Genomic DNA, 25,615 nt, shown 5'->3' on the forward strand with positions numbered 1-25,615 from the left:
ACTGGAACAAATCGCATAAAACCAAAACTGTCCCATTACCATTATCCAAACATTAACCATTTTCCCCGAAAGAGATGTCTGATGACTTGGGAACAAACTATTTCCGGCGGAGAGACATGAGCGCATTTGGTAAGAAAAATGGATTAGGTGGCGGCAGACCGTCATTTGGCGTCGCAAAACCTATGTCTGGTGGTGGGGGAAAGAAACCTACCGATCCGGAAGATCTGGAAAAACCAGCAGGTGGCAGCCAGTTTCCACCCATAGATGCTGTCCCGCTTCCTGGCGAACAGCAATCCTCTGAAGCGCCTGCTCCAGATAAAGACGATGCAATGTCGCGCCTTGCCGAGCGGTCCAATCCACTACCGGAAGAAGGCGACAAGGATGAGGGCTTTGGCGCATCCGTCCACAAGATTAAAGAGCAGGTGCTTCCGCGTTTGCTGGAACGGGTTGACCCAGAAGCTGCGGCAACCCTCAACAAGGAAGAGCTGACCGAGGAATTCCGCCCGATCATCATGGAAGTGCTGACCGAGCTAAAACTGACATTGAACCGGCGCGAGCAATTTGCGCTGGAGAAAGTGCTAGTTGATGAACTGCTTGGCTTTGGACCTCTTGAAGAGCTGCTCCAGGATCCGGACATTTCCGATATCATGGTGAACGGTCCTGAACAGACCTACATCGAGAAAAAGGGTAAGCTGGAAATCGCGCCGATTCAGTTCCGCGATGAAGAACATCTCTTCCAGATCGCACAGCGTATCGTGAACCAGGTTGGCCGCCGCGTCGACCAGACCACGCCGCTTGCCGATGCGCGCTTGGCCGATGGTTCTCGTGTGAACGTCATTGTGCCGCCGCTTAGCCTTAAAGGCACGGCCATCTCCATTCGTAAATTCTCCGACAAACCGATTACCCTCGATATGATGCAAGGCTTTGGTTCTATGTCCACGGCCATGTGTACCGCACTGAAAATTGCCGGTGCCTGCCGATTCAATGTCGTTATCTCTGGCGGTACGGGTTCTGGTAAAACGACCATGCTCAACGCCATGTCGAAAATGATCGATCCCGGCGAGCGCGTACTTACCATCGAGGATGCTGCCGAGCTTCGCCTGCAACAACCGCACTGGTTGCCGCTAGAAACCCGCCCGCCAAATCTTGAAGGCGAAGGCGCTATTACCATTGGTGACCTTGTGAAAAACGCCCTGCGTATGCGTCCCGACCGGATCATCCTGGGTGAGATTCGTGGCGCGGAATGTTTTGACCTTCTCGCCGCCATGAACACCGGCCATGATGGCTCCATGTGTACGCTTCACGCCAACTCTCCGCGCGAGTGTCTTGGCCGTATGGAAAACATGATTTTGATGGGTGATATCAAGATCCCCAAAGAGGCGATTTCACGCCAGATTGCAGAATCCGTTGACCTGATTGTACAGGTGAAGCGTCTGCGCGACGGTTCACGCCGTACCACCAACATTACCGAAGTTATCGGGATGGAAGGGGACGTGATCGTGACACAGGAATTGTTCAAATATCAATATCTGGACGAGGATGCCGACGGCAAGATCATTGGTGAATATCAGTCATCAGGCCTGCGCCCCTATACGCTTGAAAAAGCGCGGCAATATGGCTTTGAACAGCCCCTGCTTGAGGCTTGTCTCTAAGACATCTCTAACGCTTCGGCGAGATATTTGCCGTTTTTCGCGAGAAGATATTCCGTTGTCGGCGGGAAACCATCCAATACATTCCTTTGCACAAGCTGCTGCGCCGTTGTCGTCTTCAGACTGAGCGAAACTGCGCGTGGTGATGCCTCGGGCAAAGCCCGTTCTATCGCACTGAAACGGTTCCGCCCTGCGGCCAGGACGTGAACCAGCGGTAAGGTCCAGCGAGTCATATCCTGCACAGGAATTTCCAGGCGGTCCTGCGTCTTGATGACAGAACTGGCAACCTTCGCCAGTGCCTCGCCGCTTTCGGTCAGTAGATATTCGGGACGTAGCGGATGACCATGACCCGGATTGCGTATCACCCAACCGGCCTCGATCAGCTGTTCAAGAGCACGGGACAGGCTGTCACGCGACAGACCAACGCGATTCAATATCTCCACGAACCGAGCGCCCTTACCAGAAAGCACTGCCAATATCGCAATCGTCCAGCGATAGCGACTGAGCGCAAGAACCGTGGATAAAGGCAAAATTGACATAATATTTAATCTACTATACTTTTCTGACTATAAATCAAGCACGAGTCGAAAGGAAATTTTCCACATGGCAATGAATTATGACGGCGATTTAACCGTTTCAGTGGGCGTTAGCGACATTGATACGGCCATCGAATGGTATTCAAAAATCCTCGATTTCGAGCTGTTATATAAAAATGCTGAAATTGCTTGGGGAGAAATGTCCACGGGATTGGCAAACGTCAATCTCGGCCTCAGCCAGGTCGAAACAGTCCAACATGGCGGCGGTGCCACTCCTGTCTGGGGTGTGAAGGACATAGTTGAGGCAAAAGCCAGTTTGGACGCGGCGAAAGTGAAACAAGACGGCGAAATTCAGCATATTCCCGGTTTAGTGAAACTTCTCACTTTCTACGATCCCGACGGCAATGCGATGATGCTGTTCGAGAATGACAGCCAATGACATCAGCGTTGTTGTGGCTACCGGTGATGTTGGCGATACAGACGTCAACGCCTGCGACTGGCAGAGACTTGTCCGATTGGCTACTTGGAAACTGGACTGGCAAGGGCGCATTGTTCGAGCAGCCAGCCAGCATGTCTCTTTCCGTTTGCCCCTTGGCCGGAGACCGTGGACTGATGCTCGACTATCAGGTCACGGGAGAAGGCAGTCCCCCAATCCGTTTTGCGGGTCATGCAGATTATATTCCGGATGGCCAAAATCGATGGCGCGGCCGCTGGACGGGCACTAATGGTGTGGACCACGATTTGACTGCTCTCGCATCCTATGACTCATTCGTTGCCACTTGGAAAAATGCTGCGGTTGAGACAGGTAGAACGCACTATGAACGCATTGCGCCCAGACAGCTCAGAGTGACGGATTATGTCTTGCGAGACGGTGGACGGTTTGAGCAATTTGCCAGTGCTGACTATGTTCGCAATTCAGCTTGTCCAGTATTGACCAAAAAGGGTCAGTGACCCTTAAACGCCAAACCGATGCTGATGGCGGCAAAGAGCAAAGACATGAGCATGACAAAGGGCCAAGGCATAAAGCCGACTTTTTCAATATTCTTGCGATTGTTTCGGCGGCGTTCGGCGACTGCAGCAATTGCAGCAATCACAACGGCAACGCTGCCAGCAATCGCCCATCCACTTAAATCCATCAACAAGGCCAAGATCGGTCAGTCATCCAGCATGTTGATAATGCCGGAAAAATCCATGCCGCCTTGCCCATTTGCTTCAGCATATTGCTCATAAAGCGTGCGTGCTTTTTCGCCCATCGGAACCTTTGCACCAGCACTTTCCGCCGCTTCCATCGCAAGACGCAGATCTTTTAACATCAATGCAGCAGCAAAACCGCCCTCATAGTCGTTATCCGCCGGGCTTTGCGGTCCAACACCTGGCACTGGGCAATAGCTTGTCATCGACCAGTTCTGGCCTGATGCCTTCGATGAAATATCATAGAAATTCTGAAGGTCGAGGCCCAGCTTTTCGGCCATCTTGAATGTCTCGCAGGTCGCAATCATCGAAGCACCGAGAAGCATGTTGTTGCAGATCTTAGCTGCCTGCCCTGCGCCATTGTCACCGGCGTGTATGACGGCCTTGCCCATATCCGACAAAATAGGTTCGGCCCGTTTAAAGGCCTCTTCGCTGCCACCGACCATGAAGGTCAGGGTACCGCCATTGGCCGCTGCAATGCCGCCGGATACAGGAGCATCGACTGGTACGATATTCTTGGCCTTGGCCATGTCAGCTACATCCCGTGCGCTATCGACGTCGATGGTCGAGCAATCCAGTACCAACGTGCCGGGTCCGGCATTGATGATCACATCATTGGCATAAACAGACCGGACATGTTTGCCCGCCGGCAGCATTGTTACCACGGCTTCCATGTGGCGGACAGCATCGGCGGCATCACTGACAGGATGACAACCCGCTTCCCCAGCCTTGGCGAGCGCTTCGCCAGACAAGTCAAAGGCATGCACTTCATGCCCCGCCTTCGCCAGATTGGCGGCCATCCCGCCGCCCATATTGCCGAGACCGATAAATCCGATTTTCATGTTTAGCGCCCCTTCCATTTGCCTTCACGCTTCTCGATAAACGCAGCCATGCCTTCAGCCTTGTCTTCGGTAGCGGTCAGTATCTGGAACAGGCGGCGCTCGTGCAGCAGGCCCTGATCAAGCATGGTTTCAAATGCGGCATTGACCATTTCCTTGTTCACCTGGATGGCCATCGGCGGCATCGAGGCAATTGTTCCAGCGGCTTTGATAGCTTCGTCAACAAGTTGATCGTGAGGCACGACCCGCGCCACGAGACCTGATCGTTCCGCTTCTTCTGCGTCCATCATCCGGCCCGTCAAACACAAGTCCATCGATTTGGACTTGCCCACCGCGCGGGTCAGGCGCTGTGACCCTCCCATGCCCGGTGCAACACCCAGTTTGATTTCCGGCTGACCAAATTTGGCGTTTTCACTGGCAATGATGAAATCCGCCATCATCGCCAATTCACAGCCACCCCCCAGTGCGAAGCCGTTCACCGCCGCTATCCACGGTTTGCGTGTTGTCTTGACAATCTGACTGGTCCACTTGGAGAAAAAATCCTCCAGATAGAAATCAGCCGCAGACTTCTCGAACATTTCCTTGATGTCGGCGCCTGCTGCAAAGGCCTTGTCACCCGACCCCGTCAGAACCGCGCAAAGCTGCGTTTCGTCCGCTTCAAAGGCTGCAAAGGCACTGATCAATTCATCCAGAACCTCACTATTCAACGCATTGAGTGACTTGGGCCGATTCAGCGTAATCAGCGTTACTTGCCCTTTTTGTTCGGTCAGAATTGTTTCGTAAGTCATAGCGGTTTCCATTCCTCATCTGCGGGTAACGGCGCAAAAATACTGTCGATCAATGCGTCACTTGTATCTTCCGGTGTTGCGGGATCCCATTTGGGATTGTTATCCTTGTCGACAATCAACGCGCGAACGCCCTCGATAAAGTCGTGCCGAACCAACACGCGTGCCCCAATGCGATATTCATTGCGCATTTCGTCGGCAAATGTTTCCATCGCCGCCCCTTCTTTCAGTTGACGCAGCGCTACTTTGCAGGTTTGCGGGCTTTTCGTGCCTAGCGTATCCCGTTCTTTCGCGGCCCAATCACTGTCGTCTGCGTCCAAGGCCGCGAGTATCTCTTCATACACATCCGAAGCAAAGAGTTTGTCGATCTTGCCTAGATTGTCAGTAATGCGTGCCGCTGGCACAACGTCAGACAATTGACCCAATATCCCGTCTATCCGATCTGGGTTTTCGCTGATCCGTTCTTTCGCTTCTGCAAGTTTCTCGGATTGCAAATAATGCGTCGCCAAACCCACTTCCCTACATTCCGCACCATCAAGCCGCGCACCGGTAAGCGCGAGAAACTGGCCTAAACGCCCTGCGAGCCGCGACAGGAACCAACCGCCACCAACATCTGGAAACAGACCAATACCGGTTTCCGGCATGGCAAAGCGGGTATTTTCTGTCGCAATCCGGTATTTGGCTGGCTGTGAAATACCAACACCACCGCCCATGGTAATACCGTCCATGAAGGCGATCACGGGTTTTGGATATTCGAACAACAGATGGTTGAGCTGATACTCGGTATAGAAAAATTCCCTGCCCTCTTTTCCGTCTTTTTTACCGGACGCTTGCAACATAGCGATGTCACCGCCTGCACAAAATCCGCGACCCTCGCTATGATCAATCAACACGGCTTCAACGCTATCGTCATCGCGCCATTCAATCAGCGTATCACGCATAGCTTCACACATGGCGAGATTCAGCGAATGTATAACTTTAGGGCGGTTCAGGCTGATATGCCCGACACGGCCGGTTTTCCTGATGATGAGATCTTCGGTCATTTTATCTTTCTAGTTTTGGCCAATCTTGCGATGCGCTTATTGCCTGAGCATTTCACGTGATACAATCATCCGCATGACTTGGTTGGTGCCTTCAAGGATCGAGTGGACACGCAGATCGCGCCAGAAGCGCTCGATCGGATAGTCCTGCAAATAGCCATATCCGCCAAAAAGCTGCAACGCATCGTTGACGATCTTTGATCCGTTGTCAGTCGCCAGGCGTTTTGCCATCGCGGCAAATTTGGTTTTGTCGGGGGCACCCTGCGTCACTTTTACCGCCGCCATGTAAAGCAGAGCACGTGAGGATTCCAGATCAGTAGCCATGTCGGCCAGCATGAACTGGGTGTTCTGGAAGTCGCTGATGCTCTTCCCAAATTGCTTGCGCTCCTTGGTATAGGCAACAGCCTCATCGAGACAACGCTGAGCTCCGCCTAGTGAACAGGCACCAATATTCAGCCGACCACCGTCAAGGCCTGCCATGGCGATGCGAAAGCCCTCACCTTCGCCGCCGACACGGTTTTCAATCGGCACGCGCACATTGTCGAAATTGACCTGAGCGGTTGGTTGCGAATGCCAACCGAGCTTCTTTTCATTCGCGCCGAAGCTGACGCCTTCCATATCCTTTTCGATGACCAGACAAGTTACGCCACTGGCGCCATCATCCGAGGTCCGCGTCATCGTGACGTAAAGCTCATTCTCTCCGCCACCGGAAATAAACGCCTTTGATCCGCTTACGACATAGTGATCGCCATCTCTGACCGCTTTGGTCTTCAGCGATGCTGCATCCGAACCGGCACCCGGTTCGGTCAGGCAATAGCTGGAGATTTTCTCCATGCTGATCAGGTCGGGCAGATATTTGTCCTTCACCGCCTGCGCGCCGAATGTATCGATCATCCAGGCCGCCATATTGTGGATGGAGATAAACGCACTGGTTGAAGGACAGCCATAGGCCATGGCTTCCATAATGATCGCGCTTTCCAGCCGGCCGAGGCCAATGCCGCCGGACTCCTCGGACACATAAATTCCGCCGAAACCCAGTTCTGCGCTTTGTTTGATGACATCGCGCGGAAAGATATGCTCTTCGTCCCATTTCCCGGCATGCGGAGTAATCGCATCTGCGGTAAATTTCTGGGCCATGTCCTGAATGGCCAACTGGTCTTCGGTTAGGGAAAATTGATCCGTCATTGTGACTCCATTGAAAAGGGCGGCGGATTATGTTCCGCCGCCCGCCATCTCATATCGTATGTGTTACGCCAATTTCCGCATCACATCGCCAAACAGGTCTTCATCCGAGGGCAACTCCTTGAACACTGCGAGTGGTTTGGAGACCCACGTTTCGTTGATCAAGTCACGCCACGTGATATTGTTGTTGGTGCCATTGCCGCCCCAGCTACCACAGCCGAGCGAGAAAGTCTGGCGCATGCCGTTCCACAAATTGCCGCTGTTCGAGGCCGATTGTGGCTGATTGACCATCACACGGGATGTACGGGTTGCATTGGCGAGCTTCATGATATTCTCGTCTGACTGCGAGTAGAGACCACAGCTATGCCCCTGCCCCTGATAGGCCTGAATATTATTGGTCAGCTCAATCGCTTCTTCAATATCGGTTGCACGATATAGCGCCATGATTACTGTCAGTTTTTCTCCGGAGAATGGAAAGTCCGGGCCGAAACCGGTTTCCGGTACCATGAAGAATGTCCGCCCTTCCGGTAAATTGAAACCAGCCATACCGGCGATCTTCTCTGCTGGTTGTGCAACAATTGATGTGTTGAATTTACCATCAGGCCACAGCGCATCCTGCAGCTTCTGCTTTTCTTCTTCATTCACCAGATAACCGCCCTGATGTTTCAGCTTTTCAACCATCTCGTCGTAAATGGCATCGACCAGAATCACGCTATTATCTGAGGAACAGCTTGCGGCCAGATCCAAAGTTTTGGAGATGCGGATTTTTTCAGCTGCGTCTTCCAGATCGGCGCTTTCATCCACTGTGATAACCGCATTGCCGACACCAACGCCCAAAGCAGGTGTCCCGCTGGAATAAGCTGCGGTAACCATTGCGCCGCCGCCAGTGGCGAGCACGCGATCACATTGCCGCATCAGTTCATTGGTTTTCTCGACCGATGGCACATCAATGCTGATCACCAGATCTGCCGGTGCGCCCATCTTTACGATGGCATCACGCATCAAGTCGCAAATCATTTTGTTGGTCAGTTTCGCCCGGGGGTGCGGTGCAACGATGATCGAGTTGCGGCCTTTGACTGCCGAGATCGCCTTGATCACCGGTGTGGCTTCCGGATTGGTCGATGGCGACAAGGCACCGATCACGCCGACCGGTTTGGCAATTTTCACGATATTGCGCTCGTGATCTTCCTCGATGATACCAACCGACTTGTCGTCGATAATATCGAACAAGGTCGCCCGCGTCTTGCGGAAAATCTTCAGATATTTGCCGTCATAATTACCCAACTGCGTTTCATCGACTGTATGTTGCGCAATTTTCTCGGCCACGGACTCCTCCGCGACTGCCCACACCATCGCACGGATGAGCTCATCAACCTGTTCCTGTGTGTAATTTTCAATCTGCTGCTGTGCTGCACGCGACCGCGCAACCAGTTCAGCGACTTCTTCCGCAATCGGATCCTGCGGGTTGGTGGTTGTGTCCAGCATTTTAAGCTCCTGAAATTATTTGTGCTCGAATATCAACGGAAAAGGACTCGTCAACACGGCTTTTTCTTTACCGTTACATATAATTCACCACCGATAAGCATGCAACGCCGCGCGCAATTAAATTACAAAAGCAACAGAGCGCTGCTGCGATACGCAATTGCATTAACAATCCGATTGCGCCTATCGTCAGCGAAATGAACCGTTTCACCACCACTCTATCGGCCCTATGACAACTGATGTTTTAGATAAAGCGCCGGTGGAGCCAGCACCCGTTCAACCATCCGTAGCCGGCCAAAACCGGCCGATGGCGGGTATAATCACCCGTCTGGCCGCCATGCTTTCGCTTGCGATTATGTTCGCGTTTGTGAAACTGGCCGGGCAACAGGGCGTCCACGTCACCGAAAGCCTGTTCTATCGGCAGCTAACCGCCATGCCTTTAATTTGTTTCCTGATCTGGCGCAGCGAAGCCGGTTGGCCGGCTATAAAATCTGACAAACACGGATTGCATATCCTGCGTTCGACGCTCGGTATCTTTGCCATGGGACTAAATTTCTGGGCCATGACCCTGCTACCGCTGGCCGATGCCACTACAATCAGTTTTACCGTACCGATTTTTGCGACGCTGTTCGCAGCGCTCATCCTCCGTGAAAAGGTCGGTATCCGGCGCTGGTCCGCCATCCTGATCGGTTTCATCGGCGTTTTGGTGGTTATCCAGCCAGGCGGCAACCTGATCCCCGCCTTTGGTGCAACCGTAGCGTTGATCGGCGCATTGGTTACGGCGTCGGTTACGCTTGTCATCCGGATGCTGGGTCGCACGGAAACCAGCATCGTCACCATATTCTGGTTTTCGGTTTACACTCTCCCCGCACTCGCTATTTGCGCTTATATCTATGGCGGTGGGCATGATGCCAAGACCTGGGCCTATTTGTTCGGCGTAGGTATTTTTGGTGCGATTGGCCAACTTACCATCACCCAGTCGTTGCGCTTTGCACCAGTGTCTACAATCATGCCGATGGATTATAGCGCGTTACTCTGGGCGACGATTATTGGCATCATTGTCTTCGGCCAGTGGCCCGGATTCTCCATTTTAATGGGTGCACCAATCATCATCGGGTCCGGCCTGTTTATCGCCTGGCGGGAGCATGTTCGGGCATCACGAGAAGCAAACAGCGAAAACTGATAGCTTGGCAAGTATGTCCAAAGCGCATAGCCTCCTGATTAAAGGGAGAGGGACATGTATAAATTTTGGCATCATTTGGCTGCGCTATTCGCAATATTCACATTTTCAAATATCGCGGCGGCCAATGAACCGCCCCCCGCCGTTCCCTACCCCAAAGTTACCGTGTACGAAGCGGCCAAAATCATCACCATGGAACCAGGTTTCCCCGATGCCCGCTATGTCGCAACGGCTGACGGTATTGTCCTGGGCTTGGGGAAAACCCTTGATGACCTGAACGCCTGGACAGAGGGCCGCGATGTCACGGTGGACCGGCAATTTGCCAAAAATATCCTGATGCCCGGATTTGTCGAACCGCATATCCATCCGATGCAGACGATCATGATGCTGCCTATCCCCTTCATCAGCCCGGAAAGCTGGGACTTGCCCGGTAAATCCTATCCCGCAGTGCGCGGCAAGGGGGATTACGAACGCCGTCTGCGCGCGGTTCTTGCGAAAAGCACGGATGAGCTTTTCATCACTTGGGGCCATCACAAGCTGTTCCACGGTGATATGGATCGCGCGTTGCTCGATCGCATTGCACCTGACCGGGCGGTGGTGATCTGGCAGCGCAGTTTCCACGAAATTATCGTCAACACACCAGCGATGGAATTGCTGGGCATCGGTACGAAAGATGCCTTTGCCGCCGCCTTCACCAAACCCGGTATCGACCCCAGCCATGCCGATTATGACAGCGGCATCATTCATGAAACAGCCCTTTTCAACGGGATTGAAAAGCTACGTCCCTATCTTTTCTCCCCCGAAAAAGTGCAGCAGGGACTAGCTGATATGCGTCAGATGATGCTCGAAAACGGAGTCACCACAAGCGCCGACTTGGCCTTTGGCGGCTTTGGTGGGCCGGAGATGGAATCAAAACTGTTCAAGAGCCTTTATGATCAACCGACAATGCCATCGCGTATCCTTGCTATTCCGGTCGCTCCGCTGATCACCGGCGATCCCAATGTCTGGCTGAAGGATATGAAGGCTAAATATGACAGCGATAAATTCTTCTTTTCCAACCGGGTAAAGCTGTTCGCCGATGGCGCGTTTTTCGCGCAATATATGCAGATGAACCCTCCAGGCTATAGCGACGGCCATGAAGGAAAATGGCTGACCGAACCAGACGAATTGCTGAAACAGACCGAGCGGTTCTGGGATGCCGGCTGGAACCTCCACACCCATGTCAATGGCGACAAAGGCCTGGATGTGGTGCTTGATATCACAGAGAGGCTATCGGTCAAAAATGGTCAGGATATTGTAATGGAGCATCTCGGCTATTCAACAGAGGCGCAGAACCGGCGAATTGGCGAAATGGGTCTCTATGTCTCTGCCCAGCCCAATTATATCCGCATCCTCGGCGATACTTATGCCAAGACCGGGATGGGCCCCGACCGCGCAGCGCAGATGAGCCGGCTCGGCTCTCTCGAACGCAAAGGCGTCCCGCTCGGTCTGCACAGCGACTTTAACATGGCGCCAATTAATCCGCTCTACCTCGCCTGGGTAGCAAGCAACCGGATCACGCTGGACGGCAACACCAAGGCTCCTGCCGAACGTCTATCGCTTGACAAGGCTTTGCGTGCCATCACGATTGAGGCAGCTCAAGTCATCGGGCTTGATGCGATGGTCGGCAGCATTACCACCGGCAAGAAAGCCGATTTCACAGTGCTTGATCGTGACCCTTATGAAGGCGGCGCGACGAAATTACAGGAGGTACAGGTCGAAGGCGTGGTGTTTGAGGGCCGCTGGTTCCCGGCGCGATAGGTTTTTTTGTTGACCGCAATCTAGTCCGGTTTTCGGTAAACGCTCATGATGGCGCCATTTCCTGTCGGCCCTGTCTTGACCAGTTTAAGCGTCCCTGTTTCGACATTGCAGTCAAATAGCCGTTTGCCTGCCCCGACAATCACGGGAAATGTCCACAGACGAAATTCATCGATCAGGTCCGCCAGCAGCAGGGTTTGGATCAATTGCCAGCTGCCATGAATTTGCAATAAGGGGCCATCCCGGTTTTTGAGCTTGGTAATCTCCGAAACAGCATCATCCGACAGGAACGTCGTTTTCGGCCATACAGGCTCCGGATTTCCAGATGACATAACATAGACATGTCCACCATTCGTGCTCGCATCCTGATGGCTAGAAAACATCTCATAGGTTTTACGGCCCAGCAGCATATCATAAGGTTCGGCCATCGCCTCCTTTTGCACCTGCTCCATAACCGGATCCCAATATTCTGCGGCCCAGCCGCCCGATGTAAAACCGCCAGAGCGATCTTCATCGGGCAGCCGCACAGCTTGCATAACGCCGTCAAGAGTAACGAACGTCAGTGCTGCGATATTTCTCATGCGGGTACTTTCGTAAAACGTCGATGAATCAAGCCTAACACATAGCCAAACAGGGTAAATTGGATTGTGCTCGCCAATCCCTCTGTGAATATCCATCCAGGGACAGATGGGGCTGCATATTTGGCCGGTTCCGTTACTGCAATATAGAAACCAAGAAACAAACCGAAGCTGAGCGACACGATCATAGCATCCTTTATCCTTGCCCCCATCGGAGCAATGTAACCCAGCGCCAAGGTCAAAATACTGCCCTGTACGATCATAGTCAGAAAACCGAGAGCCATTACAGGTTCCGGTCGCGCAAACTCAACATTCGCGTAATGCTCTGCATTGATCACAAAGTGGTTCAATCCCTGAACAGCGAAGGTGATCAATATAAAAGCAACGATCGACAATGAGTGCTTCATGGTCGCCCCCTACATCGGCATGTCCATGGCCGGAGCCAGTTCAATAGTGCCGCCAATGTCGAGGTGGGGCGATTTTTGCGTCATAGCAATGGCGTCATCCTGGTTTTCGGCCTGAATGATTGTGATGCCGGACAACGGGTTTGCGCCACCATCTTCCGTCACGCCGTCAGAGCTGACGGTAATCGATTGACCAACAGGGAGGCCGCGATCTACGACCGCATCACCCAAGCCATCCATCCACGCCATCCATTTCTGCATGTGTTGTTGTCCTTCTTCCGGTGTCATTGAAGTTTTGCCGCCATGATAAGCCAGGATGAATTTCTGCATTTTTGTTCTCCTCTGAAGGTTTGCTGTTTTTCAAACCATCTTTATTGCGCCAATCTAAATATGTTAAAGAACATTTTTAGAAGTCTTCTATGGTCTTGTGAAACGGAGAGAAATTCAATGCCTTACAGCGCAGAACATAAGCGGCAGACACGGGCCAAGATCGTTGAGTCCGCGCGGATCCTGTTCAACCGACACGGCTTTCAGGACGTTACGATCGACATGGTGATGGAAAATGCAGGGCTTACGCGTGGTGGTTTCTACAATCATTTCAAGACGAAAGAACAGCTCCATCACGCTGCGGTATCCAGCTTTCTTCATGGCCGCGGCGCTGAATGGAGAAAAGACGCGGGCGTTGATCCAGGTTCACCAGGAGAAGGCATGGTCCGCCAGATGATATCCGGATATCTGTCGTCGGAACATTTGGGCGATATCGATGGACAATGCCCGATGATCGCCTTGCCGTCGGATATCGCACGCTCCAATCCGCAAGTTCAGACGTCCTATCTGCAACTTCTGGAGGCGATGGTTGGACTGTTTGAAAAGGGTCTTGGTGACAAAGGTGATCAAGGACGGCAACGGGCGTTATCGCTCGCCGCGTTGTGTGTAGGCGGCATGGTTATTGCCAAATCGCTGCCCGATTCAGAACTGGCGGAAGAGGTTCGTGCGGCGGCGCAGGACTTTGCGTTAGGTCAGTTGACCAACTAGGATATCAGGATCGCACATGCCTAATTCACGCCCCGGTCTTTTCCCTCCCAATAGGGTACACGCAACTCTCTTCTCAAAATCTTGCCGCTAGCGTTGCGCGGTAACTCCGGAATCACATCAACCGATTTCGGTACCTTGAAACCGGCAATCCGCTCGCGTGCCCAGCTTATTACGCTATCCGCGTCAATCTCGCCTGCATCGGGCTTGGGCGAGACAACCGCCTTGACCGCTTCTCCCCATTTTTCGTCGGGGATACCGATGACCGCGACTTCGTTCACCTGCGGGTGACCGAAAATCGCGTTTTCGACTTCTGCCGGATAAACATTTTCGCCGCCGGAGATGATCATATCCTTCACCCGGTCTTTTATGTAAAAATAGCCGTCTTCGTCCATGATCGCAGCATCGCCGGTATAGAGCCAGCTATCACTGTCCACTGTCTCGGCAGTCTTTTCAGGATTATTGAAATAATGCAGCATGTTAAGACCAGATCGTGTCGCGATTTCTCCGATTGTACCGGGCGGCACTTCCTGACGCTGCTCATCGACAATTTTCATTTCCACTCCGGGCAGCGGCACGCCGATACCGCGCATCCGCTCGTTGCCATCCGGATCATGATCCTCGGGCGGCAGGATGCATACTGTGCCGGTGGTTTCGGTCATGCCATATTGCTGACAGAATAAAGCCTGTGGCATCGTCTGGATACACTGGCGCAGCAGCTCCAACGGAATCGGCGCCGCACCATAGGTGACCGAACGAACTGTAGAAAAATCCGTTGCCTTTGCCCGCGGCCAGTTGACCAGCATTTGCAACGCCGTCGGTACAAGGAAAAACTGGTTGAGCCCCTTGTCCACGCAATCCAGCACGCTGTCAGGGTGGAATTCGGGAATGACCATCATGGTGGCGCCATTGTAAAAGGCAATCGGTCCAATGCCCGACCCGGCAATATGCGCGCAAGGCATCACTGCAAGCGTGCTGTCGTCAGGGCCAATGTCAATCCAGGCATGTTCCGGCTTGTTCTCGACCAGCGGACGCATCTTGAACAGATTGTCGTTGGTCAGCACCGCACCCTTGGGATTGCCGGTGGTGCCAGAGGTGTAGAGTTGCAGTACGCCCTTTGCCGGATCGGTCTCGGGGAGCTCGCCGGGCTGGGTTTTGACCAGCCACTCATCCAATGCTTGCAGACCATCTGCCTCTCCCGCAACAAGAATGGTTTTCACCGTGCCCGCCTGTGCAGCCGCCTGTTTGGCGACCTCGGCAAATTCCGGCTCACAGATCAGCAGCGGTGCCTGCGTGTCTTTAAGCACATAAGCGACTTCGGGCGCAGCAAGGCGCCAGCCGATCGGGGCGATCACGGCGCCTGCGCGGCTCGCAGCTGCAAAGAGGGTGAAATAAAGCGCGCTGTTCTTGCCCAGCCAGCAGACCCGGTCACCTTCTTTCAAACCGGAGCCTGTAAAGGCCCGCGCATAGTCAGTGACGATCCGGTCGAGTTCCGCATAGGTCACCACCCCCGCGGCATCATCCAGCGCGATATTATCTGGCAGGCGCTCTGCCCAATAGGCGATGGATGATCCCATGCACCGGCGAATTTCTGGCGTTTCGTTTGACATGCCCACTCCTCAATCTATTTTTCACGACGTTAAGCGGTCGCTTAAATCAAGGCAAGAGCATTGACGCTACGGCAACAGGGTCAGTCGCGCCGATAAATTAGCGACAGGTTATTGGCTGGCATTTCAACAAGGTCGGTACGCGTAAACCCGTTTTTCGTGGCCAGCGCATTCATGTCAGCGACTTCGCGGATACCCCAGCGCAAATTGCGGCTTTTGAGACTGCGGTCAAAGTCGAGATTGCCTTGCGCCGTTGGCGCATCACCGCGAAAATAAGGCCCATAGAGATAGAAACTGCTGCCTGACTCCAGCAGGAGGGCTGCCTTCTCAAACAGCCCGATAGACGCCTCCCACGGAGCGATATGAACCATGTTGATGCACAAGATCGCAGAAGGTTTTTCAATATCCCAACGGAGAGCCAGCGCGTCGAGTTGCAGTGGTGGCAGGACATTGCCCACCCCTGCCCGCTTCGTCCAGGCGGCAATGGAACGGCAACCATCCGGATCGGGATCGCTAGGCTGCCATGTCAGGTCCGGGAATTTCTCACCGAAATAGACCGCATGCTCGCCCGTACCGCTGGCAATTTCCAGCACGGTGCCACTATCCGGCAAGACTTCCTGCAGCACTGCAATGATCGCATCGCGGTTGCGCAGAGTGGCGGGGGCGTGCTTTTCATCCTCCGGGCCAGCCTGATCGCGGAACCATGGGGTGGAATCGCCCTCATTTGTCATCAAGGCGCTCCTCGACAGGTTGCCGCCGCCAGATCGCGGCAAGAAAACTGCCAATAACCACATGATAGACCGCTGAGATCGCGCTGGGAACCGGCGCGAGAGCCGCTTGCATAGGATTTGCAAATTGCGCGGCGAAGGCGGGCGTCGATGCAAGACTGGAACCCAGACCGCTATTTTGCATACCGACCTCAATACTGATTGTCCGTCGTTCTCCCACACCAAAGCCCAAAGCCCGGGTCAGCATATAACCCAGACCGAACCCGAAAACATGAAGCAGCAGCACCGCCAGCATCAATATACCAAAATGTTCCTGTATCAAGGCTTTAGAATTGGCGATAATGGCACCGACGATCAACACAATCACGATCACTGATGCGAGCGGAGAAACTGTTGCGATTTTTGCCGTCGCTTTGGAAAAATAACGGTTGAGCAGCACGCCGGCGATCACCGGCAACAGCACGATCGAGACCATGTTGATGAACAGGTTCCACTGATCAATCTCGACAAATTTTCCAGCCAACCAGCCGGTAAGCAATGGCGTAGCGACAACAGCGATCAGGGTAGAAGCCATAGTCATCGTTACGGAGAGCGCGAGATTAGCGTTGGCGAGATAGGCAACGACATTGGACGCGGTGCCGCCCGGACAACAGGACACTAGGATCAACCCAACCGCCAAACCCGTCTCCAGACCCGCCAGTATCGCTATGGCAATCCCGGCGAGCGGCATCACGGTGAATTGCAAGACAACGCCTACCCCCACGCATTTCGGAATACGGGCAATGCGTTTGAAGTCTTCAAAGGACAGCGTCAGGCCCATACCCAGCATGATAAACCCCAACATGACGCTGATCAGCGGTTGGCCCAGTGGCCGGAAACGCCCGTCAACCACCCAGAGAAAATGCTCCGGTAGGACCACGCCCAAGCGGTGCCTATGACAGTCCACAGCGCAAACAGGTTAGTTAAGCGCTGTATCATATTGCCCCCAAAAACCGGCTGTCAGTCAGCCTTTACTCGGCTGCTTCAGCATATTCCTCCGGTTCTTTCCAGACCAAAATCGGTTTGCGGGCAGCTTGCGTCTCGTCCAGCCGTCGGCGCGGAGCAAAATGCGGCGCGGATTTCAGCAGCTCATCACCAGCCTTGGCCCGCTCTGCCACCGACCGCAGAGCGCCGATAAACTGGTCAATCGCCGCCTTGCTTTCCGTTTCCGTCGGCTCGACCAGCATCGCGCCATGAACCACCAACGGGAAATACATGGTCATCGGATGATAGCCCTCGTCAATCAGGCCCTTGGCGAGATCTAGCGTGGTCAGGCCGTTGGCGAAACCATTGTCCGAGAACAAGGCCTCATGCATGCATGGCCCTGAATTGGCGAATGGGGCTTCGAGCACGGCCTCCAGGCTGCGCAGAACATAGTTTGCATTGAGCACCGCATCCTCGGCAACCTGTTTCAGGCCATCGGCACCATGGCTCAGCATGTAAGTGAGGGCACGCGTGAACATACCCATCTGGCCATGAAAGGCGACCATCCGACCAAAGCTGCTCTCATGATGGTCTTCTGCAGTTTCCTCTTCGACGAGATGGAAATGGCCCTTTTCGGTTTTTTCAACGAATGGCAGAGGCGCGAAAGGTTCCAGCGCTTCGGAGAATACCACCGGACCGGAACCTGGTCCACCACCGCCATGCGGGGTGGAGAAGGTCTTGTGCAAGTTGATATGCATCGCATCAATGCCAAGATCACCGGGCCGTACCCGACCCACAATCGCATTGAAATTGGCGCCGTCACAATAAACCAGACCGCCGGCCGCATGCACCGCATCGGAAATGGCCTTCATATCCGGTTCGAACAGACCGCAAGTATTGGGATTGGTGATCATCACACCGGCCACATCAGGACCGAGGCGTGCCTTTAGGGCGTCAAGATCGACACGGCCATCGGCATTGGCGGGAATATCCTCCACCTTATAACCTGCAAATGCGGCCGTGGCGGGATTGGTGCCATGGGCGCTTTCTGGAACTAATATGACTTCCCGAGCATCACCGCGTGCTTCAAGAGCCGAACGGATGGCCAGGATGCCGCACAGCTCACCATGCGCACCGGCTTTCGGGCTCATCGCCACTGCTGGCATGCCGGTTAGTTTCTTGAGCCACTCGGCGAGCTGGTAAATGGTTTCGAGCGCACCCTGCACACTGTCTACCGGCTGTAGCGGGTGGATATCCGAAAAGCCCTTGAGCCGTGCCATTTTCTCATTGAGGCGCGGATTATGCTTCATCGTGCAGCTACCCAGCGGGAACAGACCGACATCAATGGCATAGTTCTGACGACTAAGTCGCGTATAATGGCGCACAGCCTCCGCTTCGGACAGCCCGGGAATGCTGATGGGTTCGTCCCGGTCGAGACCGCCCAGACGACTCTCAGCCGCTGGCGCTGCTGGCAAGTCAACGCCACTGCGGTCGGGCGATCCGGTCTCGAAAATCAATGGCTCATCAACCATTAGCGCACGATTGCCGGTATGGGTCTTCAGCGCACCTGAATCTGGCGCGATGATATTCTCTTCCTGTTTCGTCGGACGACCTTCGGTGAGCATGCTCATGCCAATTCTCCTTCCAGCGCAGTCGCCAGCGTTTCGACATCCTCGTCGCTGGTCGTCTCTGTCACAGCGACAACAAGCCCGTGGGCCAATCCACTTTCATCCGGATAGAGACGGCCGAGAGACACACCGGCCAGAATTTTTTGATCCGCCAGCTTGCGGACAATTGGCCGTGTATCTTTATCAAGAACCAATGTGAACTCATTGAAAAAGCTATCATTCAAAAGCGACACACCCTTGATCTGCGTCAGGCGATCGGCGGCGACAACCGCTTTTTTGTGATTGAGCATCGCGAGGTCACGTAAACCTTTTTCGCCAAGCAATGTCATGTGTGCCGTAAAGGCCAGCGCACAAAGCCCGCTATTGGTGCAGATGTTAGATGTCGCTTTCTCACGGCGAATATGCTGCTCGCGCGTGGACAAGGTCAGCACAAAACCGCGCTTGCCTTCTGCATCGACCGTTTCGCCGCACAGACGTCCCGGCATCTGCCGCACATATTTCTGTTTGCAGCCAAACAGACCCACATAAGGTCCTCCAAATTGCAGGCCGACGCCAAGCGACTGACCTTCGCCAACGACGATATCCGCGTCCATCTGACCTGGCGCCTTGATCGCGCCTAGTGCGACAGGTTCTGTCACAACAGCAATCAGCAACGCCTTGTGACTATGGACTTTTTCCGCAAGGGCAGACATGTCAGATATGCGTCCCAAAATATCAGGATATTGGACAACAACACAGCTGGTATCGTCATCAATCTGGTCGAGCAGATCGACGCCATCGGTCGCCGCGTCTAACGTTGGCGCTTCGCTAACCAGTTGGTCTTTCGTAAAGCGCGCCATGGTCTTAGCCACCGACACATAATGTGGATGCAGGCCGGAAGAGAGAACCGCCTTGCCGCGTTTTGTGATCCGTCGCGCCATGACAATCGCTTCCCAGCAAGCAGTGGAACCATCATACATAGACGCATTGGCGACATCGACGCCGAATAACCGCGCAACCTGTGTCTGGAACTCGAAAAGGGTCTGCAACGTCCCCTGCGCAATTTCAGGCTGATAGGGCGTATAAGCCGTCAGAAACTCGCCACGCTGGATGATGTGATCAACGCTAGCGGGCACATGGTGGCGATAGGCCCCTGCCCCCAGGAAGAACGGCATATCACCGGCGGCCGAGTTATTTTTGGCCAGCTTCTTCATATGCGCTTCGACCGCCATTTCCCCGGCATGCATCGGCAGATCACGAATCGGACCATCCAGCCGCGCATCCTCTGGCACATCGACAAAAAGCTCGTCGATGCTGCTGGCACCAATTGTCGCCAGCATATCCTGACGGTCATTTGGAGTTAGCGGTAAATAACGCATTTTCTATTCCTCAGTTTCTAGAGTCCGTCGACAAAGGCCTTGTAGGCTTTCTCATCCATCAGATCGTCGAGTTCGGATTTGTCAGACAGCGTCACCCGGAAAAACCAGCCATCTTCTTCGGCGGAGCTGTTGACCAGCGCGGGTTCGTCTTCCAGTGCATCATTCACTTCGACCACCGTTCCGGAAACCGCGGCATAGACATCGGATGCGGCTTTCACGGACTCGACCACTGCGGCATCATCGCCCTGTGCCAGTTCTGCTCCGGTTTCAGGCGTTTCGACAAACACAATGTCGCCCAATTGCTCTTGCGCATAATCGGTAATGCCGACGGTCGCGGTCTCACCTTCGACGTCCACCCACTCATGCTCATCCGTATAATATCGGCTCATAGTCTCGTCCTTTTCCCTCTTCTAATCGTCTATAATTTCGGTTTGCGGTGATAGTTATGCGGCACAAAGGGCATGTCAGCGACGGTGCAGGGTATCGCTTTGCCGCGTTGTTCCACGGTGATTTCGGTTCCCGTTTCGGCTAGCGCCGTCGGCACATAAGCCATGGCGATAGGTTTCTGCAGCGTCGGAGAGAAACCGCCGCTGGTGACTGCGCCAATGGCATTGCCATCGGTATCAACCACGCTGGCGCCTTCGCGGACGGGCTGACGACCGTCGACGAACAATCCCACACGTTTTTTCTCTGCCCTGTCGGGATATTGCGCCAATACCCGCTCGGCGCCGGCAAAATTACCTTCTTCCCGCCGCGCTTTCGACAGAGCGAAGTTCAAATTGGCTTCCACCGGCAGGACGTGTGCATCCATATCATGGCCATATAGCGGCAATCCCGCTTCTAGCCGTAGGCTATCGCGTGCCCCCAAACCAATAGGCTTAATCTCTTCCAAGGCACATAAGGCCGCTGCCAGTTTCTCCGCATGTTCCGCGGGAACGCTGATCTCGAATCCATCTTCACCGGTATAACCGGAACGGCTAATGCCCAATGGGATATCACCCCACATAAAGGGCCCGGCTTCCATGAAATAAAGATCGGTTGGCACCGGCCAGTCGGGCTGCATCGGGCTTATGTTTAGCTTTGCCAGTGCTTCGGCAGCTTTCGGTCCTTGCAATGCTAGCAATGCGCTATCTTCCATATGACTCAGCGTAACATCGGATGGCAGTTGCGCCTCAAAATAGGCGATATCATCATGCTTGGTTGCACCATTGACCACCAGATAGAGATTACGGCCAGTATTGGTCACCATCAGGTCGTCCAATATGCCGCCATCCTGCGCCAGCAGTAGCGTATAGCGGATTTTGCCTGCACCCAGGGCAGAGATGTTACCAGGAACAATTGCTTCCAGCGCGTCTGCCGCACCTTCACCATCCAATTGCACCTGCCCCATATGACTGACATCAAACAAACCGGCATTGTCACGGGTCCACAGATGCTCGGCCATCACGCCTTCAAACTGCACCGGCATTTCATAGCCCGCAAAAGGTACCATGCGCGCGCCAAGTCTGCGGTGCCAGCTATCGAGCGGCAATTTATTCAATGTCTCGGTTTTATCATCACTCATTAAAAATTCCGCCCATGCATAAGGTACAGCTCACAGCAAAAGCCTGCAAAACTGCCCCCTCTGTCACGGAACCTGAGAGTTTCATGGCACTGAATTAGCGGCCACTTACCCCTTCGGTGGCCCGCCATAGCTTTAGCGACGGTGGGCTCTTTCCAGAGTGCTTGTGAAGCTGATGCGGTCCATCGGCCTGAGAGTTTCCGGGGCGGTTGCTCCTTCGGCGGCCAAGCTTTTTATGGAGTTTGGCGCTCTCCCGCATCGCTTCGTGATCTGTGCCTGCAAGGCGGCAATCAAAAGCAGCCGAAAGCGTGACCGAGCAGGCCTCGGGAGTCAATGATTCGATAGGTCGAAGGGCTGTAAAAAGTTTACGCTGTTTCGCGATCCGCCCATTTCCATATCTCATCATTTTCGTAGATATTGTCGCCAGCCGCATCTTCGGTGAGGAGAGCCGCAATCGCCGCCGAGACATCCCGCCCATCAATCGACCGATAACGCCGCAAGGAACCGTGTAGCAACCGGTCCATCACCGGACTGGCAATGATTGCGAGACTTTCACCCAATCTTGCATCATTAGTCCGCTCCCCGCGCAACAAACCCGGTCTGATAATATCCAGCCGGTCAAATTGCAGTGCGCGCATCAACTCTTCGGCCTGCCCTTTGACTTTCAGGTAAAATTGCGAGGCCTGAGCATTTGCCATTGTCGAGGATACGGCAATAAACTGCCTTACCCCCGCAGCCTTGGCGGCTTTCGCAACCGCTCCAACAAGATCGCGGTCAACCGCTGCAAAAGCCTCTTTCGAGCCGGCCTTTTTCATGGTGGAGCCAAGGCAGGAAACCGCTCGTACAGCTTTGATATCATCAATAATATCAGGCCATTGCTCGGTAGACGCGACATGGATAGTGGCCGCACCATAGTCGCCGTCAAGCGGCTTACGAACCAGCAAGTGAAGCCCTTCATCACGTCCATCCGCAATGAGCTTTCGGACAAGCAAGTTGCCGATCAGACCAGTTGCTCCAACAATCAAAACGGGCTCGGCCATCATGTGTCCCCAAAAATCTCACTATGGCTGTTGCTAGCATAGCGATCCGTCATACCGGCCATGAAATCGGCAATATGCCGGATACGGTCCGGTTCCGCCGACGGCAACGCCGCCGCCCAGCTTTCAGGCATCAGATCCGGCTTGTCCCGATAAGCACCGACCAGATCAGCGACAACAACCCGTGCATTGTCCGCCGCCGCCATCTGCTCGGGATGGTTATACAAATTGGCATACATGAATTTTTTGAGCGTCCGCTCTTTTGCAGCCATGTCATCCGAAAAACCGCCAATCATCAAGCCGGCACTGCGCACATCATCGGCTGTTTCTATGCCATGCTCCTTGATCCGTGAGACGGTTGTTTCGATCACATTATTTACCATCAGACCAATTTGATCACGGATAAGTTCCGGAACCAGACGATTCCGCTTAACATCCGGAAAGCGCGCGCAGATATCACTCCAGCGTTCCGCGATGAACGGTAGTGTTAGCAACTGGTCTATGCTCAGCAAGCCTGCCCTGATGCCATCGTCAATATCGTGATTGTCATAAGCGATATCATCAGCAACTGCCGCGATTTGCGCTTCTAACGATGGCCAGCTGTTCAAATCAAGCGCCATTCCGGCATTGGCTTCGGCCATGGCCCAAGTGGGCTGCGCAATCGGACCATTGTGCTTGGCCAGACCTTCGAGCATTTCCCATGTCAGGTTCAAGCCATTCCAGCGCGGATAGGGGCGCTCCAACTTGGTCAATGTCCTTATTGTCTGCGCATTATGATCGAAGCCGCCATGATCGGCCAGTGCTTCTTCCAGCGCGTCCTCTCCGGCGTGACCAAAGGGGGGATGACCGATATCATGTGCCAGACACAATGCTTCGGTCAGATCTTCGTTCAGCCCCAAAGAGCGCGCAATAGTTCGGCCAATCTGCGCCACTTCCAGACTGTGGGTCAGACGGACGCGAAAATGGTCACCATCAGGAGCGACAAAAACCTGCGTTTTATGACGCAATCGGCGAAAGGATATCGAGTGGATAATGCGGTCGCGATCCCGCTGAAAATCATCGCGTGGTCCCCGGATGCTGCCGTCATTGTCAGAACGCCCCTCATCATGGCGCCTGCCGCGGCTTTGACGCGGGTCGCTGGCATAGCTCGCGTTTTTTACCATTAGTTCAGCTTGTTCACTTTCGTGCCATCAGCACTGACCCAGGCAAAACCATCTCCGCCGCCTTTGCGGAAACCCGCTTCAAACTTTTTTGCCGCACTCAAATCGTCAAACGGACCGACCACCAGCCGTTTTGTTTTCCCCCATGGCGACGTCCATCCGCTGGTGGCCGCGAACAGATCAGCGTTTTTCTTCGACATCCGACGATAGTCATATTTCAGCGCCTTGAGATCAGATCCGGTCGCTATCTGGACCCAATAGCGTTTGGGGTGTTCCGGTGGTTTGGGTTCAGCTTCCACCTTAGTCACGGCCGGCTTTGGCTTAGCGGGTGTTATTGCGGCTAAATCCACCGGCACCACCCCGGCTTTTTTCTCAGAATCCGGAATCGCTATAGAACCGATAATGTCAGACAAAGGCCGGCGTGGTGTGGCCCCGGACGCACTATCGCCGGGTGTTCCCGACACAATCGGCGATGGTCCTGATGATCCTGCCTTTGCAAGGTCAAAGTTCACCAGTTGGACCGGCTTTTTAGACTTTTCTTCACTCGATTTAGCAGGCGCTTTTGTCCCACCGACATCCACTTTTCTGGCGACGGTTTCGGATACCAAAGGTGCTTTTTTTACAGAACCTCCAACAGCCGTCTCAAATCCAGGAGATGGTGATGACTTGTCTTCCTTCGCCGCATTTTTGGTCACGGGATCATTGGGCCGCGCTACTGCGGGCTTCACTAGCGGCCTCGCGCTCTTTGGTGTTGGCAGGCTATTTTGCGCCAGCACGGTTTTGTCGCCTGCGCCTTTGCGATTGGCATTTAACGTCGTTTTCTTGTCGCTACTCTTGGAACCGGGTCGGCGCCGCGGGGAGGTATCGGGCATTGCCAGTACTTTTGGTTTTTCGACATCCCGCCCCAACGGTTCACCGATGGGAATCAATCCCGCATCAGCACCATCACCGCCCCGCACCGCGTTGCGCGACGCGAAGCGCACCGAGGCAACATCGACACCGATATTTTCACTGGCCGGGAAATGGCCGAAATGCACCGCGGCCGCCTTTTGCGCTGCAGTCAGCTTTGGCATCCGATCGAAAAACGGTTTGATCGCTTTCGCCATTTGTTTCTGCATGGTCTGGCGCGCAATTTTGTTGGCCTCTTTTTCCTGACCGTTCATCGCCAGAATGAAAGCCCGGTTACGCCAAGCATCACGATCACTTTTTTGTAGCAGAGGGTTTAACTGAGCCTCAGCGCCTTCGACATCGCCGCTGATCCCCAGCGAAATCGCATAACGTTTCAACAGCTTGTCACTTCGGCCATGACTCAAAGCCAGCTGATAGTCTTTTTGCGCATCGGCATTTCGCCCGATCAGATCATAAGCAAGACCGCGATCAATCGCGATGTCTTTTGCTGCGATACCATTGGCCGTCGCTTCATCAAAATAGCGGATCGCGCCGAAGGGATTTTGCTCAAGCAACAGAGACCGCGCGAGACCAGCTTTTACGCGGCCACTGCGGGGATAAATTTCGTTTGCTCTGGCCAGAAAGCCGATGGCGGCACGCGTATCACCAAGCTCCAGCGCCGCCAATCCTGCATCTGCCAACGCTGAAGAATCGTTGGAATTACGAGCGATACGGCGAAGCGCGTCCTGCAGATCAGTGTTGCTGGATTGCGCACTTTTCTGGGCCTGGGCCTGGGGTACAGGCAAGGCGAAACCGGCCAGTGGCAAGGCCGCCAGAATCAAATATTTCGAGATCGTTTTCACCGGCATATTAAACGATTTGACCGCGCTGAAATCAAGCACAGAAAATAGATTGCAAGGCCAGTCGCCCCCACCAAAAGACAAACCAAAAGGGCGGTCAAAAAACCGGAAGCCCCAGACGGTTTAAAGG

26 protein-coding genes and 1 riboswitch are annotated in these 25,615 nt (G+C 54.0%); of the genes, 6 read left to right on the forward strand and 20 right to left on the reverse strand.

Annotation, left to right across the window (positions count from 1 at the left end):
- The first annotated feature begins 116 nt into the window (after positions 1 to 116).
- Complete coding sequence (locus DK507_RS17380; protein WP_109357539.1) at positions 117 to 1,652, forward strand: CpaF family protein; 1,536 nt, start codon at positions 117 to 119, stop codon at positions 1,650 to 1,652.
- Here DK507_RS17380 and DK507_RS17385 read toward each other — a convergent pair.
- On the reverse strand, positions 1,649 to 2,188 hold the full coding sequence (locus DK507_RS17385; protein WP_109357540.1) for a helix-turn-helix domain-containing protein: 540 nt from the start codon (positions 2,186 to 2,188) through the stop codon (positions 1,649 to 1,651). The genes DK507_RS17380 and DK507_RS17385 overlap by 4 nt on opposite strands.
- Before the next feature lie 64 nt (positions 2,189 to 2,252).
- On the opposite strand from DK507_RS17385, the gene DK507_RS17390 reads away from it, so the two are divergent.
- Together DK507_RS17390 and DK507_RS17395 are read left to right on the forward strand one after the other, a co-directional pair.
- The gene (locus DK507_RS17390; protein WP_109357541.1) at positions 2,253 to 2,624 is read left to right on the forward strand and encodes a VOC family protein; all 372 of its coding nucleotides are present in this window, start codon (positions 2,253 to 2,255) and stop codon (positions 2,622 to 2,624) included.
- Complete coding sequence (locus DK507_RS17395; protein WP_109357542.1) at positions 2,621 to 3,136, forward strand: hypothetical protein; 516 nt, start codon at positions 2,621 to 2,623, stop codon at positions 3,134 to 3,136. The genes DK507_RS17390 and DK507_RS17395 overlap by 4 nt, the downstream gene beginning before the upstream one ends.
- Here DK507_RS17395 and DK507_RS17400 read toward each other — a convergent pair.
- From DK507_RS17400 to DK507_RS17425, 6 genes are all read right to left on the reverse strand, one after another.
- On the reverse strand, positions 3,130 to 3,321 hold the full coding sequence (locus tag DK507_RS17400) for a hypothetical protein (RefSeq protein WP_109357543.1): 192 nt from the start codon (positions 3,319 to 3,321) through the stop codon (positions 3,130 to 3,132). The genes DK507_RS17395 and DK507_RS17400 overlap by 7 nt on opposite strands.
- Before the next feature lie 18 nt (positions 3,322 to 3,339).
- Positions 3,340 to 4,218 (reverse strand): 3-hydroxyisobutyrate dehydrogenase, encoded by an 879-nt coding sequence (mmsB, locus tag DK507_RS17405; RefSeq protein WP_109357544.1) that lies wholly within the window; start codon positions 4,216 to 4,218, stop codon positions 3,340 to 3,342.
- A gap of 2 nt (positions 4,219 to 4,220) precedes the next feature.
- Positions 4,221 to 5,003, reverse strand: a complete 783-nt coding sequence (locus DK507_RS17410; RefSeq protein ID WP_109357545.1) for an enoyl-CoA hydratase-related protein — start codon at positions 5,001 to 5,003, stop codon at positions 4,221 to 4,223.
- The gene (locus DK507_RS17415; RefSeq protein WP_109357546.1) at positions 5,000 to 6,043 is read right to left on the reverse strand and encodes an enoyl-CoA hydratase/isomerase family protein; all 1,044 of its coding nucleotides are present in this window, start codon (positions 6,041 to 6,043) and stop codon (positions 5,000 to 5,002) included. The genes DK507_RS17410 and DK507_RS17415 overlap by 4 nt, the downstream gene beginning before the upstream one ends.
- Before the next feature lie 36 nt (positions 6,044 to 6,079).
- Positions 6,080 to 7,225 carry an acyl-CoA dehydrogenase family protein gene (locus DK507_RS17420; RefSeq protein WP_109357547.1) on the reverse strand — a complete coding sequence of 382 codons (1,146 nt, stop codon included), beginning with the start codon at positions 7,223 to 7,225 and terminating at the stop codon, positions 6,080 to 6,082.
- A 63-nt stretch (positions 7,226 to 7,288) separates the two neighbouring features.
- Entirely contained in the window at positions 7,289 to 8,707 is a 1,419-nt protein-coding gene (locus DK507_RS17425; RefSeq protein WP_109357548.1) for an aldehyde dehydrogenase family protein, read from the reverse strand.
- Positions 8,708 to 8,933: 226 nt separating this feature from the next.
- On the opposite strand from DK507_RS17425, the gene DK507_RS17430 reads away from it, so the two are divergent.
- Positions 8,934 to 9,887 carry a DMT family transporter gene (locus DK507_RS17430; RefSeq protein ID WP_109357549.1) on the forward strand — a complete coding sequence of 318 codons (954 nt, stop codon included), beginning with the start codon at positions 8,934 to 8,936 and terminating at the stop codon, positions 9,885 to 9,887.
- Between the two features lie 54 nt (positions 9,888 to 9,941).
- A complete protein-coding gene (locus DK507_RS17435) occupies positions 9,942 to 11,684 on the forward strand; it encodes an amidohydrolase (RefSeq protein WP_109357550.1) in 1,743 nt (580 codons plus the stop codon).
- A 20-nt stretch (positions 11,685 to 11,704) separates the two neighbouring features.
- Here DK507_RS17435 and DK507_RS17440 read toward each other — a convergent pair whose 3' ends face one another.
- The 3 genes from DK507_RS17440 to DK507_RS17450 are packed head-to-tail and all read right to left on the reverse strand — an operon-like array spanning position 11,705 to position 12,993.
- Positions 11,705 to 12,262 (reverse strand): dihydrofolate reductase family protein, encoded by a 558-nt coding sequence (locus DK507_RS17440; RefSeq protein WP_109357551.1) that lies wholly within the window; start codon positions 12,260 to 12,262, stop codon positions 11,705 to 11,707.
- Positions 12,259 to 12,666 carry a hypothetical protein gene (locus DK507_RS17445; protein WP_109357552.1) on the reverse strand — a complete coding sequence of 136 codons (408 nt, stop codon included), beginning with the start codon at positions 12,664 to 12,666 and terminating at the stop codon, positions 12,259 to 12,261. The genes DK507_RS17440 and DK507_RS17445 overlap by 4 nt, the downstream gene beginning before the upstream one ends.
- Before the next feature lie 9 nt (positions 12,667 to 12,675).
- A complete protein-coding gene (locus DK507_RS17450; RefSeq protein ID WP_109357553.1) occupies positions 12,676 to 12,993 on the reverse strand; it encodes a YciI family protein in 318 nt (105 codons plus the stop codon).
- A gap of 117 nt (positions 12,994 to 13,110) precedes the next feature.
- Here DK507_RS17450 and DK507_RS17455 point away from each other — a divergent pair, with 117 nt between their 5' ends.
- Positions 13,111 to 13,698, forward strand: a complete 588-nt coding sequence (locus DK507_RS17455) for a TetR/AcrR family transcriptional regulator (RefSeq protein ID WP_109357554.1) — start codon at positions 13,111 to 13,113, stop codon at positions 13,696 to 13,698.
- A 20-nt stretch (positions 13,699 to 13,718) separates the two neighbouring features.
- On the opposite strand, the gene DK507_RS17460 is transcribed toward DK507_RS17455, so the two are convergent.
- The 10 genes from DK507_RS17460 to DK507_RS17505 all read right to left on the reverse strand — a co-directional run bounded on the left by DK507_RS17460 (position 13,719) and on the right by DK507_RS17505 (position 25,527).
- On the reverse strand, positions 13,719 to 15,305 hold the full coding sequence (locus DK507_RS17460) for a long-chain-fatty-acid--CoA ligase (RefSeq protein WP_109357555.1): 1,587 nt from the start codon (positions 15,303 to 15,305) through the stop codon (positions 13,719 to 13,721).
- A gap of 80 nt (positions 15,306 to 15,385) precedes the next feature.
- Positions 15,386 to 16,033, reverse strand: a complete 648-nt coding sequence (locus DK507_RS17465) for a DUF938 domain-containing protein (protein ID WP_109357556.1) — start codon at positions 16,031 to 16,033, stop codon at positions 15,386 to 15,388.
- Positions 16,023 to 16,949 (reverse strand): bile acid:sodium symporter family protein, encoded by a 927-nt coding sequence (locus DK507_RS17470; protein WP_254054459.1) that lies wholly within the window; start codon positions 16,947 to 16,949, stop codon positions 16,023 to 16,025. The genes DK507_RS17465 and DK507_RS17470 overlap by 11 nt, the downstream gene beginning before the upstream one ends.
- Positions 16,950 to 17,040: 91 nt before the next feature.
- Positions 17,041 to 18,624 carry an aminomethyl-transferring glycine dehydrogenase subunit GcvPB gene (gene gcvPB / locus DK507_RS17475; protein WP_109357557.1) on the reverse strand — a complete coding sequence of 528 codons (1,584 nt, stop codon included), beginning with the start codon at positions 18,622 to 18,624 and terminating at the stop codon, positions 17,041 to 17,043.
- Complete coding sequence (gene gcvPA, locus DK507_RS17480; protein WP_109357558.1) at positions 18,621 to 19,979, reverse strand: aminomethyl-transferring glycine dehydrogenase subunit GcvPA; 1,359 nt, start codon at positions 19,977 to 19,979, stop codon at positions 18,621 to 18,623. Before gcvPA ends, gcvPB begins: the two co-directional genes overlap by 4 nt.
- Before the next feature lie 17 nt (positions 19,980 to 19,996).
- Positions 19,997 to 20,368, reverse strand: a complete 372-nt coding sequence (gcvH, locus tag DK507_RS17485) for a glycine cleavage system protein GcvH (RefSeq protein WP_109357559.1) — start codon at positions 20,366 to 20,368, stop codon at positions 19,997 to 19,999.
- A gap of 29 nt (positions 20,369 to 20,397) precedes the next feature.
- A complete protein-coding gene (gcvT, locus tag DK507_RS17490) occupies positions 20,398 to 21,543 on the reverse strand; it encodes a glycine cleavage system aminomethyltransferase GcvT (RefSeq protein ID WP_109357560.1) in 1,146 nt (381 codons plus the stop codon).
- 165 nt (positions 21,544 to 21,708) lie between these two features.
- A riboswitch (glycine riboswitch) is annotated at positions 21,709 to 21,806 on the reverse strand.
- 99 nt (positions 21,807 to 21,905) lie between these two features.
- Positions 21,906 to 22,583 (reverse strand): NAD(P)H-binding protein, encoded by a 678-nt coding sequence (locus DK507_RS17495; protein ID WP_254054435.1) that lies wholly within the window; start codon positions 22,581 to 22,583, stop codon positions 21,906 to 21,908.
- Complete coding sequence (locus DK507_RS17500; protein WP_109357562.1) at positions 22,580 to 23,740, reverse strand: deoxyguanosinetriphosphate triphosphohydrolase; 1,161 nt, start codon at positions 23,738 to 23,740, stop codon at positions 22,580 to 22,582. The genes DK507_RS17495 and DK507_RS17500 overlap by 4 nt, the downstream gene beginning before the upstream one ends.
- Positions 23,740 to 25,527 carry an SPOR domain-containing protein gene (locus DK507_RS17505; RefSeq protein ID WP_109357563.1) on the reverse strand — a complete coding sequence of 596 codons (1,788 nt, stop codon included), beginning with the start codon at positions 25,525 to 25,527 and terminating at the stop codon, positions 23,740 to 23,742. Before DK507_RS17505 ends, DK507_RS17500 begins: the two co-directional genes overlap by 1 nt.
- Positions 25,528 to 25,615: the final 88 nt, after the last annotated feature.

This window comes from Sphingorhabdus sp. EL138 (genome assembly GCF_900258045.1).
Taxonomy (GTDB): domain Bacteria; phylum Pseudomonadota; class Alphaproteobacteria; order Sphingomonadales; family Sphingomonadaceae; genus Parasphingorhabdus.